The organism is Streptomyces sp. NPDC015131 (assembly GCF_043079975.1).
In the GTDB taxonomy this organism is placed as follows: domain Bacteria; phylum Actinomycetota; class Actinomycetes; order Streptomycetales; family Streptomycetaceae; genus Streptomyces.
Window position 1 is genome coordinate 1,244,129 of sequence record NZ_JBIBVB010000002.1, and the last position, 18,255, is coordinate 1,262,383.

At 72.4% G+C, this 18,255-nt stretch carries 16 protein-coding genes; 8 read left to right on the forward strand and 8 right to left on the reverse strand.

Features of this window, described 5'->3' with window-relative positions:
- Nucleotides 1-7: 7 nt before the first annotated feature.
- Complete coding sequence (locus ACF08D_RS11245; protein ID WP_392222283.1) at nt 8-1,555, reverse strand: methyltransferase domain-containing protein; 1,548 nt, start codon at nt 1,553-1,555, stop codon at nt 8-10.
- Nucleotides 1,556-1,589: 34 nt separating this feature from the next.
- On the reverse strand, nt 1,590-2,837 hold the full coding sequence (locus ACF08D_RS11250; protein WP_392222284.1) for a glycosyltransferase family 39 protein: 1,248 nt from the start codon (nt 2,835-2,837) through the stop codon (nt 1,590-1,592).
- Nucleotides 2,838-3,094: 257 nt separating this feature from the next.
- On the opposite strand from ACF08D_RS11250, the gene ACF08D_RS11255 reads away from it, so the two are divergent.
- From ACF08D_RS11255 to rfbD, 3 genes are read left to right on the forward strand one after another with little or no spacing between them, the layout of a single operon-like run.
- Entirely contained in the window at nt 3,095-4,165 is a 1,071-nt protein-coding gene (locus ACF08D_RS11255) for a glucose-1-phosphate thymidylyltransferase (protein ID WP_392222285.1), read from the forward strand.
- Nucleotides 4,162-5,151, forward strand: a complete 990-nt coding sequence (gene rfbB / locus ACF08D_RS11260; RefSeq protein WP_392222286.1) for a dTDP-glucose 4,6-dehydratase — start codon at nt 4,162-4,164, stop codon at nt 5,149-5,151. Before ACF08D_RS11255 ends, rfbB begins: the two co-directional genes overlap by 4 nt.
- Nucleotides 5,148-5,996: a dTDP-4-dehydrorhamnose reductase gene (gene rfbD / locus ACF08D_RS11265; RefSeq protein ID WP_392222287.1), complete on the forward strand. Its 849-nt coding sequence runs from the start codon at nt 5,148-5,150 to the stop codon at nt 5,994-5,996. Before rfbB ends, rfbD begins: the two co-directional genes overlap by 4 nt.
- 27 nt (nt 5,997-6,023) lie before the next feature.
- On the opposite strand, the gene ACF08D_RS11270 is transcribed toward rfbD, so the two are convergent.
- Both ACF08D_RS11270 and ACF08D_RS11275 read right to left on the reverse strand, forming a co-directional pair.
- Nucleotides 6,024-6,782, reverse strand: coding sequence for a hypothetical protein (locus tag ACF08D_RS11270; protein ID WP_392222288.1), 759 nt, complete (start codon nt 6,780-6,782; stop codon nt 6,024-6,026).
- Complete coding sequence (locus ACF08D_RS11275) at nt 6,779-7,357, reverse strand: hypothetical protein (RefSeq protein WP_392222289.1); 579 nt, start codon at nt 7,355-7,357, stop codon at nt 6,779-6,781. Before ACF08D_RS11275 ends, ACF08D_RS11270 begins: the two co-directional genes overlap by 4 nt.
- 179 nt (nt 7,358-7,536) lie before the next feature.
- On the opposite strand from ACF08D_RS11275, the gene ACF08D_RS11280 reads away from it, so the two are divergent.
- Nucleotides 7,537-7,950, forward strand: a complete 414-nt coding sequence (locus ACF08D_RS11280; protein WP_392222290.1) for an ATP-binding protein — start codon at nt 7,537-7,539, stop codon at nt 7,948-7,950.
- Between the two features lie 150 nt (nt 7,951-8,100).
- On the opposite strand, the gene ACF08D_RS11285 is transcribed toward ACF08D_RS11280, so the two are convergent.
- Nucleotides 8,101-8,274 (reverse strand): CsbD family protein, encoded by a 174-nt coding sequence (locus ACF08D_RS11285; protein WP_392222291.1) that lies wholly within the window; start codon nt 8,272-8,274, stop codon nt 8,101-8,103.
- Nucleotides 8,275-8,429: 155 nt separating this feature from the next.
- Here ACF08D_RS11285 and ACF08D_RS11290 point away from each other — a divergent pair, with 155 nt between their 5' ends.
- Nucleotides 8,430-8,600, forward strand: coding sequence for a hydrophobic protein (locus tag ACF08D_RS11290; protein WP_392222369.1), 171 nt, complete (start codon nt 8,430-8,432; stop codon nt 8,598-8,600).
- A 100-nt stretch (nt 8,601-8,700) separates the two neighbouring features.
- Here the strand turns inward: ACF08D_RS11290 and ACF08D_RS11295 are convergent, their stop codons facing one another.
- Together ACF08D_RS11295 and ACF08D_RS11300 are read right to left on the reverse strand one after the other, a co-directional pair.
- Nucleotides 8,701-9,372, reverse strand: a complete 672-nt coding sequence (locus tag ACF08D_RS11295) for a dTDP-4-dehydrorhamnose 3,5-epimerase family protein (protein WP_392222292.1) — start codon at nt 9,370-9,372, stop codon at nt 8,701-8,703.
- A gap of 99 nt (nt 9,373-9,471) precedes the next feature.
- On the reverse strand, nt 9,472-10,071 hold the full coding sequence (locus ACF08D_RS11300; protein WP_392222293.1) for a TetR/AcrR family transcriptional regulator: 600 nt from the start codon (nt 10,069-10,071) through the stop codon (nt 9,472-9,474).
- Nucleotides 10,072-10,204: 133 nt separating this feature from the next.
- On the opposite strand from ACF08D_RS11300, the gene ACF08D_RS11305 reads away from it, so the two are divergent.
- The 3 genes from ACF08D_RS11305 to ACF08D_RS11315 are packed head-to-tail and all read left to right on the forward strand — an operon-like array spanning nt 10,205 to nt 13,182.
- Complete coding sequence (locus ACF08D_RS11305; protein WP_392222294.1) at nt 10,205-11,122, forward strand: ABC transporter permease; 918 nt, start codon at nt 10,205-10,207, stop codon at nt 11,120-11,122.
- A complete protein-coding gene (locus tag ACF08D_RS11310) occupies nt 11,115-11,927 on the forward strand; it encodes an ABC transporter ATP-binding protein (protein WP_392222295.1) in 813 nt (270 codons plus the stop codon). Before ACF08D_RS11305 ends, ACF08D_RS11310 begins: the two co-directional genes overlap by 8 nt.
- A gap of 25 nt (nt 11,928-11,952) precedes the next feature.
- Nucleotides 11,953-13,182 carry a glycosyltransferase 87 family protein gene (locus ACF08D_RS11315; protein ID WP_392222296.1) on the forward strand — a complete coding sequence of 410 codons (1,230 nt, stop codon included), beginning with the start codon at nt 11,953-11,955 and terminating at the stop codon, nt 13,180-13,182.
- Nucleotides 13,183-13,260: 78 nt separating this feature from the next.
- On the opposite strand, the gene ACF08D_RS11320 is transcribed toward ACF08D_RS11315, so the two are convergent.
- On the reverse strand, nt 13,261-18,210 hold the full coding sequence (locus tag ACF08D_RS11320) for an NAD-glutamate dehydrogenase (RefSeq protein ID WP_392222297.1): 4,950 nt from the start codon (nt 18,208-18,210) through the stop codon (nt 13,261-13,263).
- Nucleotides 18,211-18,255: the final 45 nt, after the last annotated feature.

Below are 18,255 nucleotides of genomic sequence, written 5' to 3' on the forward strand. Positions count from 1 at the left end.
CCGCCTCTCACACGCCGACGCGGTCGGTGGCGGCGTCCACGGGGACGAACTGGCGGTTGAGGATGTCCTGGACATCGATGTGCTCCCCCGCGATGATCGTCCGCGCCGCATGCGGGGTGAGCAGTGCGACGTACTGGTAGCCGAAGAGGGTGGGGCGCAGCCGGGTGAGCAGCCGGGAGGCCGCGCCGAGCACCCGGGAGACGGGCCCGCCGCCGAGCACGGACCAGAAGGGCGCCCCGGTGGCGCCGATGGACAGCACGTCGTAGCCGGCGGCGCGCACGGTGCGGCGGAGGCTGGCGCGGCTGAAGAAGCGCAGGTGGGTCTCGTCGAGGATGCCGCGCCGGTCGTAGTCGAAGACGCCGAGGGCGACGCGCAGCCGTGAGTACCAGTGCCCGAAGTTCGGTACGGACAGCAGGACGTGGCCGTCGGGGCGCAGGACGCCGCGCAGGGCGGCGAGAAGGCGTTCGGGGCGGGAGAGGTGTTCGACGACGTCGCCGGCGACGACGTAGTCGTACCCCTCGCCGATGCCCTCGGGCAGGCCGTCCTCCAGGTCGGCGAGGAAGAACCCGCCGGAGCACCGCTCGCGGACGCCCTCGACCTCGACGCAGTCGATGCCGGTGACGGTGTGCCCCAGGGCCTCCAGCCGTTCGGCGAAGACGCCGCCGGAGCAGCCGACGTCGAGGACCCGGCCGGGCGGCAGGGCGCGCATCCGGTCGAGGATGACGGCGTGGGAGGAGCCGTCGCCCTCCTTGAAGGCGTACTCGACGGGCTTGGGGATCCAGCCGCAGGTGCCGAATCCCTTTCTGGCCAGGCGGTATTCGAGGACGTCCTTGATGACGTCCTTGGCGTACCGCATGCCGTTGACGTAGCAGATCTCGTCGCCGTAGTAGGTGGGGATGGGGATCTCCCGGATGCGCATCCCGGCGTCGGCCATCTGCACGATGATCTGGGTGTCGAAGTCGAAGGCGTCGGTGTTGCGCTCGATGGGCAGGCGGCGCAGCGCGTCGACGCTGTAGGCGCGGTAGCCGGAGTGGAACTCGGTCAGCTCCGAGCCGAGGAGGGTGTTCTCCAGCCGGGTGAGGACGCGGTTGCCGAGCCATTTGTAGAGCGGCATGCCGCCCTTGAGGGCGTCGCGGGGCCGCATCATCCGGGAGCCGAACACGGCGTCGCACTCGCCGCGTTCCAGCGGCTCGACCATGGCGGGGAGCAGTTCGGGGGCGTACTGCCCGTCGCCGTGGAGGAGGACGACGATGTCGAGGCCGCGTTCGGCGGCGAGCGCGTAGCCGGCCTTCTGGTTGCCGCCGTAGCCGAGGTTCTTGGTGTGCCGCATGACGACGGTGGGGGGCATGCCGTCGAGCTGGGACCAGCGGCAGCCGGCGGTGAACGTGGCGTCGTGGCTGGCGTCGTCGAGGATCAGGATCTCGGCGATCCTCGGGCGGAAGTCGGCGGGGATGCGGTCGAGGGTCTTCTCCAGCGTCGCCTCCGCGTTGTACGCCACCACCAGGATGCCGATCCTGGGGCTGCTGCTCGGGGCGCTGCTCTGGCCTTCCGTCACGGGCTTCTCCACTTCGGCGGGGGGTGGGGGCGGGTCAGTCGGCGGGTGCCGGGGCGGTCGGCGTGCCGGCCGGGGCGTCGGGGGCGGGGGCCTGGCGGGCGGTGGGGAGCGCGGGGGCGTCCGGGGCGCCGGACCGCTCGCGGGTGAGGGCCCGGTGGAGGGCGGTGGCGGCGCACACGGCGAGGACGGCCCAGCCGAGGGCGCCGAAGGCCATCTCCGTGTCGGTCCAGTGGACCGGGCGCTGCCCGGAGTAGACGGAGGCGGTGACGGCGCCGACGACCACGCCGTACGCGAGTCCCTGCCACAGGCCGACGACGAACAGTCCGGCGGCGGGCCAGGCCAGGTACTGGACGCCCGACGCGGTGCTGAGCAGCAGCAGCAGGGCGAGCGTGGTGGCGACGGCGAGCGGGGCGTCGGCCGGGCGCCGCCAGGCGAGCCAGACGCCGACGGCCATGATGGCGGCGACGATCAGGAAGTGGCCGTCGCCGCGCAGCATCTGGACGTACGGTTCGGGGACCCCGGCCCAGCGGGCGAAGCGGACGATGCCCCAGAAGCTGAAGTTGCCGCCCGCGTACTCCAGGACGTTCGCCCTGAGCCCGCCCGGGACGACGGCGACGACCGGGCCCCACACGGTGAGGAACAGCGCGGTGAAGCCGGCCGTGAACCGCAGCAGGACGGGGCGGCCCCCGGCGCGCAGGGCGGCGGCGAACAGCAGGGGCACGGCGACGACGGGGATGAGCTTGACGCTCACGCACAGCGCCGCGGCGAACCCGGCGGCCAGCGGCCTGCCCCGGTCGACCAGCAGGTGGGCGGCGGCGAAGGCGAACATCACGGCGACCGAGTCGGTGTTGCCGTGGTAGCCGGAGGTGGCGACGAGCACCGGGCACAGGGCGGCGCCCACGGCGCAGAGCACCGCGGTGCGCAGCCGGGCGCGCCGCCGCACCAGGGCGAAGACCAGCAGGACGGTGATGAAGTCGGCGAGACACGCCGGGAAGCGGATCAGGGGCCGCCAGGGGATGCCCTGCTGGGCGAGCCACTCCATGCCGAGGAGCATCCAGCTCGCCAGGGGCGGGTGGTTGTAGACGGGCAGCCAGGGCAGCGGCTCGGCGTAGATGCGCACCGGGTCGGTCCGGGCGATGGCCCGGGCGAAGCCCCAGAAGAACCGCACGTCGGCGGGGCCGCGGGTGTGCGCCGCGAGCGCCATCTTCGACAGGAACGCGATCGACGCCACCACGAGGACGACGATCCGGGCTTTACGTACATCCCATGACAGAGACGACATTCCGACGTTCATGGGTAGTGAACGTAGCAATACCCACCACATCTGGCGAAGCACCGATTACCACACTTACTCCGGGGCGGAGTTCCCCTCGGGGGCGCCAGGTGGGCGCCTGCGGCGGCGGGGCGGAAAGTGGAATCACACGTATGGCGCATAACTGGACGTAATTCGTGGCGCTCAACTCTCGTTCACCATCTGCACCTTGTCGCGGGCCCGCACCGCGTTCCGCGTCAGCCGAGGCAGACAGGCAGGTCAGCGAAGTGAAAGCACTCGTACTCTCCGGGGGCGCCGGCACCCGGCTGCGCCCGATCACCCACACCTCCGCCAAGCAGCTCGTCCCCGTGGCCAACAAGCCGGTGCTCTTCTACGGGCTCGAATCGATCGCCGCCGCCGGGATCAGGGACGTCGGCATCATCGTCGCCCCGGACACCGCCGACGAGATCCGCGCGGCCGTCGGCGACGGGACGCGCTTCGGCCTGGCCGTCACCTACATCCCCCAGCACGCCCCGCTCGGCCTGGCCCACGCCGTCCTGATCGCCCGGGAGTTCCTCGGCGAGGACGACTTCGTGATGTACCTCGGCGACAACTTCATCGTCGGCGGGATCACCGACCTGGTCGAGGAGTTCCGCGCCACCCGCCCCGCCGCCAGCATCCTGCTGACCAAGGTCCCCGACCCGCGCGCCTTCGGCGTCGCCGAGCTGGACGTCGAGGGACGTGTCGCCCGGCTGGAGGAGAAGCCCGCCAGCCCCCGCAGCGACCTGGCCCTCGTCGGGGTCTACCTCTTCACCCCCGCCGTGCACGAGGCGGTCCGCTCCATCGTGCCGTCCGCGCGCGGCGAACTGGAGATCACCGACGCCCTCCAGTGGCTCATCGACGACCGGCGCACCGTCACCTCCACCGTGGTGTCCGGCTACTGGAAGGACACCGGGAACGTGGCCGACATGCTGGAGGTCAACCGGTCCGTGCTGGAGCTGCTCACCCCCCGCAACGAGGGCTCGGTCGACGCCGCCACCGAGATCATCGGCCGGGTCCGCATCGGCGGCGGCGCGACCGTGCGCGGCTCGCGGATCGTCGGCCCGGTGATCATCGGCGCGGGCGCGGTGGTGGAGAACTCCTACATCGGCCCGTCCACCTCCATCGCGGAGAACTGCCGGGTCACCGACAGCGAGATCGAGTACTCCATCGTGCTCAGCGGCTCGTCGCTGCACGGCGTGGGGCGTGTCGAGGCGTCCCTCATCGGACGTAACGTCGAGATCACCCCCGCCCCGCCCATCCCGGCCGCCCACCGCCTGGTGCTCGGCGATCACAGCAAGGTGCAGATCTCGGCATGAACACCGCCTCCCGCGTCCTGGTGACCGGCGGAGCCGGCTTCATCGGCTCGGCCTACGTCCGTACGCTGCTGGGCCCCTCGGGCCCCGAGGGCACCCAGGTCACTGTCCTCGACAAGCTGACCTACGCCGGCAACCCCGCGAACCTCGACCCGGTGCGCGACCACCCCGGATTCGCCTTCGTCCGGGGCGACGTCTGCGACCCCGAGCTGGTCGGCAAGCTGGTCTCCGAGCACGACCAGATCGTCCACTTCGCCGCCGAGTCGCACGTCGACCGCTCGATCGCGGGCGCCGGAGCCTTCGTCCGCACCAATGTGGTGGGCACCCAGACCCTGCTGGACGCGGCCGTGCGCCACCGGGTCACCACCTTCGTCCAGGTGTCCACGGACGAGGTGTACGGGTCGATCGACACCGGCGCGTGGACCGAGGATGAGCCGCTGCGCCCCAACTCCCCCTACGCCGCCACCAAGGCGTCCGCCGACCTGCTCGCCCTGGCCCACCACCGGACGCACGGCCTGGACGTCCGGGTCACCCGCTGCTCCAACAACTACGGCCACCACCAGTTCCCCGAGAAGGTCGTGCCTCTGTTCGTCACCCGGCTGCTGGACGGGGGCCGGGTGCCGCTGTACGGGGACGGCTCCCACGTCCGGGACTGGCTGCACGTCGACGACCACGTGCGCGCCGTCGAACTGGTGCGGACCCGGGGCCGGGCGGGCGAGGTCTACAACATCGGCGGCGGTACGGAGCTGTCCAACCGCGAGCTGACCGGGGCGCTGCTCGACGCGTGCGGCGCGGACTGGTCGCGGGTGGACCACGTCGAGGACCGCAAGGGCCACGACCGGCGCTACGCGGTGGACTGGACGAAGATCCGCGACGAGCTGGGCTACCGGCCGCGCACCGGCTTCGCGGAGGGGCTCGCCGACACGGTCGCCTGGTACCGGGACAACCGCTCCTGGTGGGAGCCGCTGCTCTCCCGGGCGGCGCTGTGACCTGGCTGGTCACCGGAGCCGGCGGGATGCTGGCGCGGGACGTGCTGGGCCTCCTGGGCGGTGACGCCGTGGGGCTCGCCCGGCGCGACCTGGACATCACCGACCGGGACGCGGTGCTGGCCGCGGTACGGGCGCTGCGCCCCCGGGTGGTGGTCAACTGCGCCGCCTGGACGGCGGTGGACGACGCCGAGAGCCGCGAGGCGGAGGCCCTGGCGGTCAACGGGACGGCCGTCCGGCACCTCGCCGAGGCGTGCGCGGCGACCGGCGCGGCCCTGGTGCACGTCTCCACCGACTACGTCTTCGACGGCCACGCGCGCGTGCCGTACGCCGAGGGCGCCCCGACCGGGCCCCGCACGGCGTACGGCCGCACCAAACTCGCCGGCGAGCGGGCGGTGCGGGAACTGCTGCCCGAGCGCGGGCGGGTGGTGCGGACGGGCTGGCTGTACGGGGCGGGCGGCGGCAACTTCGTGGCGACGATGGCCCGCCTGGAGGCGACCCGCGACACCGTGGACGTGGTGGACGACCAGCGCGGCCAGCCGACCTGGAGCGCCGACGTGGCCGCCCGGCTGGTCGCCCTGGCGGACGCGCCGCCCGGGATCTACCACGCCACCAACTCCGGTGACGGCACCTGGTACGACCTGGCCCGGGAGACGTTCCGCCTGCTGGGCGCCGACCCCGGCCGCGTCCGCCCGGTCACCACCGCCGCCTTCCCGCGCCCGGCGCCCCGCCCCGCGTACAGCGTGCTCGGCCACGCGCGCTGGCGCGAGGCGGGGATGGCGCCCCCGCGCCACTGGCGCGAGGCCCTGCCGGAGGCGCTCCCCGCCCTGGCGGGCGTACGCCGCTGACGTCCCGGAAGGCGTGCGGCCCGGCGCTCAGCCGCCGACGGCGACGGTGGCGGGGTCGACCACCTGCCCGGCGGGCGGCGCCTCGACCTCGACCTCCTTGTTGTAGTCGGAGAAGACCATCTCGCTGGGCGCCTTGCCTCCCTCGGAGGTCGCCCGGAGGATGTACGGGTCGCCCTCCGCCGCGACGTACATCGTCACCTTCTCGCCGCCCGGCTGCTGCTTGTGCAGCGCCAGTGCCTTCCGACCGTCGACGGTGGTGGTCCCGCCCTTCTTCATGCCGGTGCGCTCGGACTTGTCGCCGTCCATCGCCGCGAGCGCGGCCTGCTTGTCGCAGAGGCCCTCGGTGCGGGCCTCGCCGGGCTTGCTCTTGACCCACTTGCCCTGGAGCTGCCCGACCGCCTTGTCGGTGCCGGGCCGGCCCTGGAGGGCGCTCTTCCAGAAGTCCTGGTCGCCCTTGAGGTACATGGTCTGCCCGGTCTGCCGGACCTCGGCCTTGCCGCCCTTGCCGGTCATCGTGCCGACGCAGCCGTCCTTCTCGTCGACCTTGAAGTCGACCTTCACGGAGGCGCCCTGCTGCTGGGCCGTCCCGGACATCCGCACCGACCGGGCGTCCCGGGTCGCCTTGACGGCCTTCTCGGCTATCTGGTCGGCGCTCTGCCCGGCGAAGGGCTCGCCCTCCGCTCCCTTGCCGTCGCTCCCGCACCCCGCGAGCCCGGTGACCGCCGCCAACACGGTCACGGCCACCAGGACGTTCGCCTTCCTCGCCGGCCTCTTCGTCGTCGTCACGCCGTTCCCCTCCGCATCGTCGTGTGTCCTTCCGTGTGCCGCGGGCGGGCGGCCCCGCCGCGCCCGGTCTGCCCGACCTGTTCGGCCATGGACCGCAGGCGCCGGTGCTGGTTCACGGACGTCCAGGTCATCCAGGCCAGGAACGCCGCCGCGAGCGCCAGGACCACGGCCGCCCGCGGCGCGTCGGCCGTGCTGGCGAAGCCCACCGCGACCGCGCCGAACAGGACGTACAGGCCCGCCAGCGCCCACCAGCGGTACCGGGTCTGGCGCAGCCGGTGCGCCACCAGCCGGGCCATGGCCTCGCGCTCGCCCGCGTCCTCGGGGACGCGCCCGAGCCGGATCCGCTCCTCCAGCCCCACGACCGTCCGGTCGGAGCCGCCGGTCACCCGCTTGTCCTTGCGCCGGCGGTGGAAGACGAAGCCCACCCCGCCCAGGGAGATGGCGCCGACCCGCAGGAACACCTCCCACCACGAGCGACCCGGGGAAATCAGGAGGATCACCAGGCCGGCGAGGAACACGGACAGCAGGACCGTCGCCCACAGATGCTCGCCGAGCCATGTATTGAGCCGTCTCACGCCACAACTCCCCTATGTCTGGCACATGTTGACGTGAGGCCGTATGCCCCGCGAAACCCTGCCCATGACAACCGGTTCGTGGCATGTGTCCCCGCGGTCCCGGGGGTACACGGGCGGCAGGAGGTCACGGACGACCGACCGGACTGCTGGACGACTGGGCGACGACGCAAGGAGACGCGATGACCGACTCGTCGATGAGGGCCGTGGGCTGGGCCCGGTGCTTCCCCGTGTCGGGCGGTGTACGGGCGGGGCGGAGCTGGGCGCGGGAGCACATGGAGTCCCTGGGCTGGGCCGAAGACTCCCCGGAGACGGTGGACGACGTCCTGCTCACGGTGTCGGAGCTGATCACCAACGCGCATGTGCACGCGCACAGCTCCGCGCAGCTCGTGCTGACCTGGGACAGCCAGTGCCTGCATGTGAGCGTCCACGACGAGGACGGCAGCGGGGTGCCCGCCCCGCGCACCCCCGACACCACCTCGCCGGGCGGGCGGGGGCTGGCCCTGGTGGACGCGGTGTCGGACCACTGGCACGCCCACGCGCAGCAGCACGGCAAGACCATCACGGCCTGCTTCACCCCGGCGGTGGCGTCCTGACCCCACCACCGGCCGCCGCCGGTCGCCGCCGGACACCGGCCACCGGTGTCCGGCGGCGTCCGGCGCGCCAAGAACACAACGCACCGAGAACGCGAAACGGCCCGCCCCGGAAAGGGGGCGGGCCGTTTCGCGTCTGCGGCGACCGCGCGGTCAGCGGCGGAAGGCGTCCTTCGTGTTCTCCTTCGCCTGCCGAAGGTCACCCTTCGACTGGTCGGCGCGACCCTCGGCCTCCATGCGCTCGTTGCCGGTCGCCCGCCCGATGGTCTCCTTGACCTTGCCCTTGACCTGGTCGGTCTTGGCCTGCGCCTTCTCGTCGGCTGCCATCGGAATCACACTCCCATGTGGTCGATTTCGGGATTGACCACCTTCTTGCCGGTCGCCCCGGCGGCAAACCAACGGAAATCCAGAAAAGAAAATCCGGTCCTGGATTGTGTGATCTTCATGAGGCCGGGCACAAGCGGCCACGGAGGTTGATAAACATGGTCCCGCTTCTTCTTGTTCTTCTTCTCGCCCTGATTCTTTTCGGCGCGGGTTTCGCCCTCGAGGTGCTGTGGTGGGTCGCGGCCATCGTCCTGGTGGTCTGGTTGGTCGGCTTCCTGGTCCGTCCGGCCGGTCACGGTGGTTCGCGCGGCCGCTGGTACCGCTGGTAGCACCGCCGGTTCCTGAACCGGCGTCATCCCGGATGCCGGGTACCGCTCCTGGGGAGCGGTACCCGGCATCGTCGCGTCGCGGGGGCGCCGGGGCGCGGACTCAGCGGCGGGTGGCCGGGACCAGCGGCGCCGGGGCGCCCGCCTGTTCCGGCGCGGGGACGCCCGCCTGCTCCGGCGCGGGGGCGCGCAGCCCGGCGTACCACTGGGCGCACGCCTCGTAGGAGGGCAGCAGGCCGGCCCGCTCGGCCTCGGCGAGGGTCGGGGCGGCGGCGTCCTTCGCGGACAGGACGGGGGTGAGGCCGGCCGGCCAGTCGATGGCGAGCGCGGGGTCGAGCGGGTGGACGCCGTGCTCGCGGGCGGGGGCGTAGCCGCGGGAGCAGAGGTAGACCACGGTGGCGTCGTCGGTGAGGGCCATGAAGGCGTGCCCGAGCCCCTCGGCGATGTGCACGGCCCGGTGGTCCCGGTCGTCCAGCCGGACGGCCTCCCAGGCGCGGTAGGTGGGCGAGCCGGTGCGGAGGTCGACGACCACGTCGAGCACGGCGCCGCGTACGCAGGTCACGTACTTGGCCTGGCCGGGCGGTACGTCGGCGAAGTGGACGCCCCGGAGGGTGCCCCGGGCGGACACCGAGCAGTTGGCCTGGGCGAGCCCGAGCCCGTGTCCCGCCGCCTCGTGCAGGTCGGGCGCCGTGAACCACTCGTGGAAGCTGCCGCGTTCGTCCCGGAAGACCCGAGGCTCCCTCACCCAGGCCCCTTCGATGCTCAGGCTGCGCACGTCTCACCACCGTCCTTTCGTGTCGGTGGCTTCAACCGCGCGGCCCGCCGGGCGTCACCGCCGCCGCGTCCGACCGGGTGACGGCGGCCCGCCCGGCGCTCAGGCCCGCAGCGCCGCGACCGCCGAGGCGGCCAGGTCGTCGAGGTAGCCGTCCGGGAGCGGGGTGCGGACCACGACGAGGCGCCAGTAGAGCGGCCCCACGATCAGGTCCAGGGCGCGGTCCGGGTCGGCGCCCTCCGGCAGCTCGCCGCGGGCGACCGCGTCCCGGACGACGAGCGCGGCCACGCCCTGCTGGCCGTCGAGGAGGGCCGCCCTGATGGCGTCGGCGATCTCGGGGTGCCGGGCCGCCTCGACCAGGAGGTCCGGGATGACCTGCGACGCGACGGGGTGGCGCAGCGCGTGGGCGGCGACCTCCAGCAGGGCGCGGACGTCCCCGTACAGCGAACCGGTGCCGGGGGCGGGCAGGCCCTGCGCGGCGAACGCGGTCAGCAGGTCGAGGACGAGCGACAGCTTGGACTTCCAGCGCCGGTAGACGGCGGTCTTGCCGACGCCCGCGCGCCGGGCGATGCCCTCGATGGACATCCGGGCGAAGCCGACCGCCGCCAGTTCCTCGAAGACGGCGGCCCGGATGGCCTCGGTGACGTCCTCGCGGAGTACGGCGGCTCCGGCGGGCTGCCGGCGGGGCGGCGGTGTGCTCATGCCCGGATCATAGCGCCACCTTTACGCGACGACGGGACGGTTGCGTTCCGACGTAACCCGGGCCTACTCTCCCCGTAGCGACGAAACGGTCCCGTTCCGTCGCTGTCCGACCACGCCCAGGGAGACCGCCTCTGTGAGTACGCAGACCCTCGCGCCACCGCCGGAGACGACCGGCCGCCCCCAGGAGGATCTCCGGGCGCTCGCCCTGCGGCACGGGCTCTCGGTCAGCGGCGCCCGGCCCTCCCTGCCCGAGTACGGCAGGCAGCTGTGGTCCCGGCGCCACTTCATCACCGCGTTCGCCACCGCGCGCCTCACCGCCCAGTACAGCCAGGCCCGGCTGGGCCAGCTCTGGCAGGTGGCGACCCCGCTGCTCAACGCGGCGGTCTACTTCTTCATCTTCGGCGTCCTGATGAACACCCGGGAGGGCGTGCCCGACTTCGTGCCGTTCCTGGTCACCGGCGTCTTCATCTGGACCTTCACCTCCAGCTCGATCCTGGCCGGGACCCGGGCGATCAGCGGGAACCTGGGCCTGGTCCGGGCGCTGCACTTCCCGCGCGCGAGCCTGCCCGTCTCGCTGGCGCTCCAGCAGCTCCAGCAGCTGGCGTTCTCGCTCTGCGCGCTGGTGGTCATCCTGTTCTGCTTCGGCGTGACGCCCGGCCCGTCCTGGCTGCTGGCCGTGCCGGCGCTGCTCCTCCAGTTCCTCTTCAACACCGGCGTCTCCCTGGCGCTGGCGCGGCTGGCGGCCCGTACGCCCGACATCGCGCAGCTGATGCCGTTCGTGCTGCGCACCTGGATGTACGTCTCGGGGGTGATGTGGAGCGTGGAGCACGTCCTGGCGAAGAACGACCTGCCGCACGGGCTGCTGCTGGCCCTGGAGTGCAATCCGGCCGCCGTCTACATCGACCTCGTGCGCTTCGCGCTCATCGACAGCTTCACCTCCGCCCAGCTGCCCCCGCACGTGTGGGCCGTGGCGGCCGGCTGGGCGCTGGTCGCCGCCGTGGGCGGGTTCATCTGGTTCTGGCAGGCGGAGGAGACGTACGGCCGTGGCTGACACCGACACCACCACCGGCGCGGAGCCGGTGCCGACCGTCGTCGCCGACGGCGTGCACATCACCTACACCGTCCAGGGCGCGGGCTCGCCCGGGGGCCGGGGCGGCGCGACGGCCGCGCTGGGCCGCCTGCTGTCCCGCCGGGACCGGGGGAAGGGGCCGGCGCCGGGCACCCGGACGGTCCACGCCGTCAAGGGCGTGAGCTTCGCCGCGTACAAGGGCGAGGCGATCGGGCTGATCGGCTCCAACGGCTCGGGCAAGTCGACCCTGCTCCGGGCGGTCGCGGGCCTCCAGCCCCCCAGCGAGGGCCGGATCTACACCCGGGGCCAGCCGTCACTCCTGGGGGTGAACGCGGCCCTGATGGGCGATCTGACCGGCGAGCGCAATGTGGTGCTGGGCGGGCTGGCGATGGGCATGTCGCGCGAGCAGGTCCAGCAGCGGTACCAGGAGATCGTGGACTTCTCCGGGATCAACGAGAAGGGCGACTTCATCTCGCTGCCGATGCGCACCTACTCCTCCGGCATGGGCGCCCGGCTGCGGTTCGCCATCGCCGCCGCGAAGTCGCACGACGTGCTGCTGATCGACGAGGCGCTGGCCACCGGGGACGCGCGCTTCCAGCGCCGCAGCCAGGAGCGGATCAGCGAGCTGCGGGCGGAGGCCGGCACGGTGTTCCTGGTCAGCCACAGCAACGCGGCGATCCGGGAGACCTGCGACCGGGCCCTGTGGCTGGAGGCCGGACGGCTGCTGATGGACGGCCCGGCGGGGGAGGTCGTTGACGCATATGAGGCACACACCAGGAAGAAATAGGGCATAGCGCCTAAAGTGCGCTGCGATGACCATCACCAGGATCGCCGCACGCCGCGCACCTATCTTCACGGACCGGACCGCCGCCCTGCCGCTGGCCGCCGTGTGGGCCGTCACGCGCGCCGGGATGCTCCTGCTGCTGTGGCAGGACAGCCTCGGCATCGGGGGGATCGGCCGCGAGGTCTACCTGCTGTACCGGCACTGGTACCAGCAGCTCGCCCACGGCACGTTCCCGCCCGACGACGTCACCTGGCAGTACCCGCCGGGCGCCGGACTGGTGTTCCTGGCGCCCGGCCAGGTGCCGGGGCTGACGTACTACCAGGCGTTCGTCGCCCTGACCCTGCTGGCCGACGCCGTCGTCACCCTCGCGCTCGCCCGCGCGGGCGAGCGCGGCGCCTGGCTGTGGGTGGGCGGGCTGCCGCTGCTGCTCCACCTGCCACTGGCGCGGTACGACGTCCAGGTCACCGCCGTCGCGGTGCTGGGCCTGCTGGCGCTGCGGGCCGGGCACGCCCGGCTGGGCGGCGCGCTGGCCGGACTGGGCGCCATGATCAAGGTGTGGCCGCTGCTCACCCTGCTCGGCACGCCCCGGGGCCACCTCACGCGCCGGGCCTGGACCGCCGCGCTGGTGGCGGCCGGCGCGCTGCTCGCCGTCCTGGCGGTGGCCTTCTCGCACACCCTGGACTTCGCGCACCAGCAGGGCAGCAGGGGCGTGCAGATCGAGTCCGTGGGCGGCACCGCCCTGTCCCTGGCGAAGCTCGCCGGCTGGTGGGACGGCGAGGTCCGCTACCGCTACGGCGCCTTCGAGCTGACCGGCCCGTACGTCTCCAGCGCCGCCCACGCCGCCCTGGTGCTCACCGCGCTCGCCTTCTGCTGGCTGCTGCTGTGGCGGGTGCGGTCGTGGCAGTGGACCGCGGCGACCCCGGTGGACGCCGCGTTCACCGCCGTGCTGCTGTTCACGGTGACCAGCCGGGTGATCAGCCCCCAGTACCTGGTGTGGCTGCTGGGCTTGGGCGCGGTCTGCCTGACCTGCCGGGACACCGGCCAGCGGACCGTCGCCCTGCTGATGGTCCCGGCCGCCGCGCTCAGCGCCCTCGCGTACCCCGTCCTGTACGACGACGTCCTCGCCGTCACGCCCCTCGGGTGCGCCGTGATGGTCCTGCGCAACGGGCTGCTGGTGACCGCCGCGCTGCTGTCGTGCCGGCGGCTGTGGACGCAGACGGTGCCGGGGCCGCCGTCGCTCAAGGGCCTGGAGAAGTGACGGCCGCCGGCCGGTGACGGGCCACGGACACGGCGGAGGGGGCGCCCCGGGCCGGGGCGCCCCCTCCACTCCGTACGGTCAGCTGTGCGTGCGCAGCAGGGTGCGCATGGTCCGCATCGCCACCGACAGGTTCGCCAGGTCGAAGTCGTCCGACCCCTGGATCTCCTCCAGCGTCGAGCGGGCCCGGCCGAGGATGGCGGCGTTCTTCCGCTCCCAGGCCGTGAAGCGCTCCTCGGGCGTCGCGGTGCCGTTCCCGGCGGCCAGCACGTCGGCCGTGAGGGCGGCGTGCGCGGCGTACAGGTCCTCCCGGATCGAGGCGCGGGCCATCGACTGCCAGCGGTCGGCGCGCGGCAGCTCGATGATGCGGTCCATCAGCTGGGTGATGGACAGCCGGTCGGCCAGGTCGTAGTAGACCTCGGCCACCGCCATCGGGTCCTTGCCCGTCCGGTCGGCGATCGCCACGATGTCGAGCGTCGGGAACGCGGACGAGAAGCCCGCCACCCGCAGCGCCAGCTCCTCGGGGACGCCCGCCGAGGTCAGCTCGGCCACGATCGACTCGTACCACTCCAGGTCCGCGCCCCGCAGCATCTGCGGCAGCTTCGCCCACACCTGCTCGACGCGCTCGGCGAAGAAGGCGACGGTCTCGGCGAGCTGCACCGGCTGCGGCCGGTTGCCCAGCAGCCAGCGCGTACCGCGCTCCACCAGGCGCCGCGAGTGCAGCCGGACACGGGTCTGGACGTCGGCAGCGACCCGGTTGTCCAGCGCCTCGACCGCGTCCCACACCTCGCCCAGGCCGAAGATCGCGCGGGCGGCGGTCTGCGCCCGGACGATCTCCTCGATGGACGCGCCGGTCTCCTCGCGCAGCCGGTGCAGGAAGGTCGAGCCACCGGTGTTCACGGTGTCGTTGACCAGCACGGTGGTGATGATCTCGCGGCGCAGCGCGTGGGCGTCGATCTGCTCGGCGAACTCGTCCCGCAGCTTCGTCGGGAAGTACGCGTGGAGCAGCTCGCGCAGGTACGGGTCGTCCGGCAGGTCCGTGTGGATCAGCTCGTCCGCCACCGTGATCTTGGTGTACGCGAGGAGGACGGCCAGCTCGGGCTGGCTGAGGCCCTTGCCCGCGCTCAGCAGCTCGCGGATCTGCCGGTCGTTGGGCAGGAACTCCAGCGCCCGGTCCAGCCGGCCCTCGCGGCCCAGGCGGCGCATGAAGCGCTGGTGGGCGTGGAGGAGCGACGGGGACTGCGCGACGGCGTTGGCCAGCGCCACGTTCTGCGCGTAGTTGTTGCGCAGCACCAGCGAGCCGACCTCGTCGGTCATCTCGGCGAGGATCCGGTTCCGCTGCTTGACGGTCATGTCGCCGTCCGCGACCAGGCCATTGAGCAGGATCTTGATGTTCACCTCGTGGTCGGAGGTGTCCACGCCCGCGCTGTTGTCGATGGCGTCGGTGTTGACCCGGCCGCCCTCGCCCTCCGGGCCGCCCCGGCGGGCGAACTCGATCCGGCCGAGCTGGGTCAGGCCCAGGTTGCCGCCCTCGCCGACGACCTTGACGCGCAGGTCCTCGCCGTTGACGCGGATGGCGTCGTTGGCCTTGTCGCCGACGTCGGCGTGCGACTCGCCGGCGGCCTTGACGTACGTACCGATGCCGCCGTTCCACAGCAGGTCGACCGGCGCCTTGAGGATCGCCTGCATCAGCTCGGCGGGGGTCAGCTTGGTGACCGTCCCCTCGATGCCGAGCGCGGCGCGCATGTGCGCGTTGACCGGGATCGACTTGGCCGTACGGGGGTGGATGCCGCCGCCCGGGGACAGCAGCTCCTTGTCGTAGTCGGCCCACGAGCTGCGCGGCAGCTCGAAGAGGCGGCGCCGCTCGGCGTACGAGACGGCCGCGTCCGGCGTCGGGTCGACGAAGATGTGCCGGTGGTCGAAGGCCGCCACCAGCCGGATGTGCTCGGAGAGCAGCATGCCGTTGCCGAAGACGTCGCCGGACATGTCGCCGACGCCGACGACGGTGAAGTCCTCGGTCTGGGTGTCGTGGCCCAGCTCGCGGAAGTGCCGCTTGACCGACTCCCAGGCACCGCGCGCGGTGATGCCCATGCCCTTGTGGTCGTAGCCCGCCGACCCGCCGGAGGCGAACGCGTCGCCCAGCCAGAAGCCGTACGCGACGGCGACCTCGTTGGCGATGTCGGAGAACGTCGCCGTGCCCTTGTCGGCGGCGACCACCAGGTAGGTGTCGTCCTCGTCGTGGCGGACGACGTCCGCCGGCGGCACGACCTCGCCCGCGACGAGGTTGTCGGTGATGTCCAGCAGCGCCGAGATGAAGGTGCGGTAGCTGGCGATGCCCTCCGCCATCCAGGCGTCCCGGTCGACGGCCGGGTCCGGCAGCTGCTTGGCGACGAAGCCGCCCTTGGCGCCGACCGGCACGATGACGGTGTTCTTCACCATCTGCGCCTTGACCAGGCCGAGGATCTCGGTACGGAAGTCCTCGCGCCGGTCCGACCAGCGCAGACCACCGCGCGCGACCTTGCCGAAGCGCAGGTGGACGCCCTCGACACGCGGCGAGTACACCCAGATCTCGAACGCCGGGCGCGGCGCGGGGAGGTCCGGGATGGCCTGCGGGTCGAACTTCATCGACACGTAGTCGTGCGGCTCGCCGTCCTCCTTCTTCTGGAAGAAGTTGGTGCGCAGCGTCGCCTTGATGACGGTGAGGAAGGAGCGGAGGATCCGGTCCTCGTCGAGGGAGGCGACCTGGTCCAGCGCGCCGTCCAGCTCCTCCAGCAGCCCGTCGGTCAGCTCGGTGCCGGCCCGCTGCCGCTCGGGCGCCATCCGCGCCTCGAACAGCGACACCAGCAGCCGGGTGGTGTGGACGTTGTGGCGGAGGGTGTCCTCCATGTAGTCCTGGCTGAAGGTCGAACCGGCCTGCCGCAGGTACTTGGCGTACGCGCGCAGCACCATCGCCTCGCGCCAGTTCAGGCCCGCGCTCAGCACCAGCGCGTTGAAGCCGTCGTTCTCCGCGCGGCCGGTCCAGGTCGCGGCGAACGCCTCCTGGAACCGCTCGCGCGCGTCGTCGGCGAGGTAGTCGCCGCCGCCCGCACCGTGCGGCATGCGCAGCCCGAAGTCGTAGATCCACGCCTGGGTGCGGTCCGCGCAGCGCAGCTCGTACGGGCGCTCGTCGACGACCTCGACGCCGAGCCGGTTGAGGACCGGCAGGACGGCGGAGAGGGAGATCTGCGCACCGGTCTTGTAGATCTTGAAGCGGCGCTCGCCGGGGCCGGCGCCGACCGGCTCGTACAGCGAGAGGGCGAAGTCCTTCTCGCCCCGGACCAGCTGCTCCAGGTGGGACAGGTCGGAGACGGCGGCGCGCGGGGTGTGGTCGGCCTTGTAGCCCTCGGGGAAGCTGTTGCCGTAGCGGCGCAGCAGCTCGGCGGCGCGCTCCTCGCCCACCTCGGCGTTGAGCGCCTCGCCGAAGCCGTCCTCCCAGGAGCGGGCGGCCTCCACCAGCCGCGCCTCGATGCGCTCGGAGTCGGCGTCGGTCAGCGGCGTCAGCTCGGTGCCCTGCGGGACCCGGACGACGAAGTGCAGCCGGGAGAGGATCGACTCGGTGTTCCAGGCGGTGAAGTCGACGCTGATGCCGTCGAGCTCCTCCTTCAGGATGTCGATGATCCGCAGCCGGACGGTGGTGTTGAAGCGGTCGCGCGGCAGGTAGACGAGGGCGGAGTAGTAGCGCCCGTACTCGTCCTGGCGCAGGTAGAGCCGCAGCTTGCGGCGCTCCTGGAGGTAGAGCACGCTCGTGGCGATCGACTCCAGCTGGTCGACCGGCGTCTGGAACAGCTCGTCGCGCGGGTAGGTCTCCAGGATCTGGAGCAGGTCGCGGCCGTCGTGGCTGTTGGGCGAGAAGCCCGCCTTCTCCAGGACCTCGGCCACCTTGCGGCGGATCACCGGCACCCGGCGTACGGACTCGGTGTACGCGGCCGACGAGAACAGGCCGAGGAAGCGGCGCTCGCCGACGACGTTGCCGTCCTTGTCGAACTTCTTCACCCCGACGTAGTCGAGGTAGGAGGGCCGGTGCACGGTGGCGCGGCTGTTGGCCTTGGTGAGGATGAGCAGCTTGTGCTCGCGGGCCTTGGCGCGGGCGTCGCGCGGCAGCCGGTTGAAGGACGGGGAGACGGGGTGCGCCTCGTCGTCGGTGTGGTGCGGGTCGGAGCGGAGGATGCCGAGTCCGGTGCCGGGTACGGCGGTGAGCGCGTCGTCGCCGGTCAGCTCGTACTCGCGGTAGCCGAGGAAGGTGAAGTGGTCGTCGGCGAGCCAGCGCAGCAGCTCCCGGGCCTCGTCGACCTCGGACTCGCGCAGGTCGTCGGCGATGGGCTCGCGCGGCAGGTCGTCGGCGATGCGCAGCGCGGCGTCGCGCATCTTCTCCCAGTCCTCGACCGTCTCGCGGACGTCGGACAGCACGCGCAGCAGGTCGGCGGTGATCTGCTTGAGGTCGGCGCGGTCGGTCTCGCGGTCGATCTCGACGTGGATCCAGGACTCGGTGAGGGCGTCGTGCCGGTCCTTCGTGTCGCCGCCGTCGGGCAGCGCCTCGATGAGGCGGCCGGCCACGTCGCGGCGGACGGAGACCTGCGGGTGGATCACGACATGGATGCCGCGGCCCTGCCGGGACAGCTCGTTGGTCACCGAGTCGACCAGGAACGGCATGTCGTCGGTGACGACCTCCACGACGGAGTGGCTGCACGTCCAGCCGTTCTCCTCCACGGTGGGGGTGTGCACCCGCACGTTGGCCGTGCCCTGGGGCCGGTTCTCGGCCAGCCGGTAGTGCGAAAGGGCCGCGCCGAAGACGTCGACCGGGTCGCGGTCCGTGAGGTCCTCGGGGGCGGTGTGCAGGTAGTAGCGCTGGAGGTACTCGAGAACCGTGCCCTCGTCCGGACGCTTCCCGTTCTCGGACCCAGTCTGGAGTTGCCCCCCGACCGGGCTGTTCTCAGCTACCCGGGCGGCCCGTTCGAGCAGCTCGGCCTTGGCTTCGTCCAGCTTGGTCTGCATGTCCTCTGGCTCCTGTCGCGCGCCGTTGCGTGACGTAGGTGAAAG

What these genes read in the sequence shown, in the direction of transcription:
- ACF08D_RS11290 (WP_392222369.1), top strand. Translation starts at nt 8,430, where the DNA reads ATGGTCCCGCTTCTTCTTGTTCTTCTTCTCGCCCTGATTCTTTTCGGC.
- ACF08D_RS11285 (WP_392222291.1), bottom strand. Translation starts at nt 8,274, where the DNA reads ATGGCAGCCGACGAGAAGGCGCAGGCCAAGACCGACCAGGTCAAGGGC.
- rfbB (WP_392222286.1), top strand. Translation starts at nt 4,162, where the DNA reads ATGAACACCGCCTCCCGCGTCCTGGTGACCGGCGGAGCCGGCTTCATC.
- ACF08D_RS11280 (WP_392222290.1), top strand. Translation starts at nt 7,537, where the DNA reads ATGACCGACTCGTCGATGAGGGCCGTGGGCTGGGCCCGGTGCTTCCCC.
- ACF08D_RS11315 (WP_392222296.1), top strand. Translation starts at nt 11,953, where the DNA reads ATGACCATCACCAGGATCGCCGCACGCCGCGCACCTATCTTCACGGAC.
- ACF08D_RS11300 (WP_392222293.1), bottom strand. Translation starts at nt 10,071, where the DNA reads ATGAGCACACCGCCGCCCCGCCGGCAGCCCGCCGGAGCCGCCGTACTC.
- ACF08D_RS11250 (WP_392222284.1), bottom strand. Translation starts at nt 2,837, where the DNA reads ATGTCGTCTCTGTCATGGGATGTACGTAAAGCCCGGATCGTCGTCCTC.
- ACF08D_RS11320 (WP_392222297.1), bottom strand. Translation starts at nt 18,210, where the DNA reads ATGCAGACCAAGCTGGACGAAGCCAAGGCCGAGCTGCTCGAACGGGCC.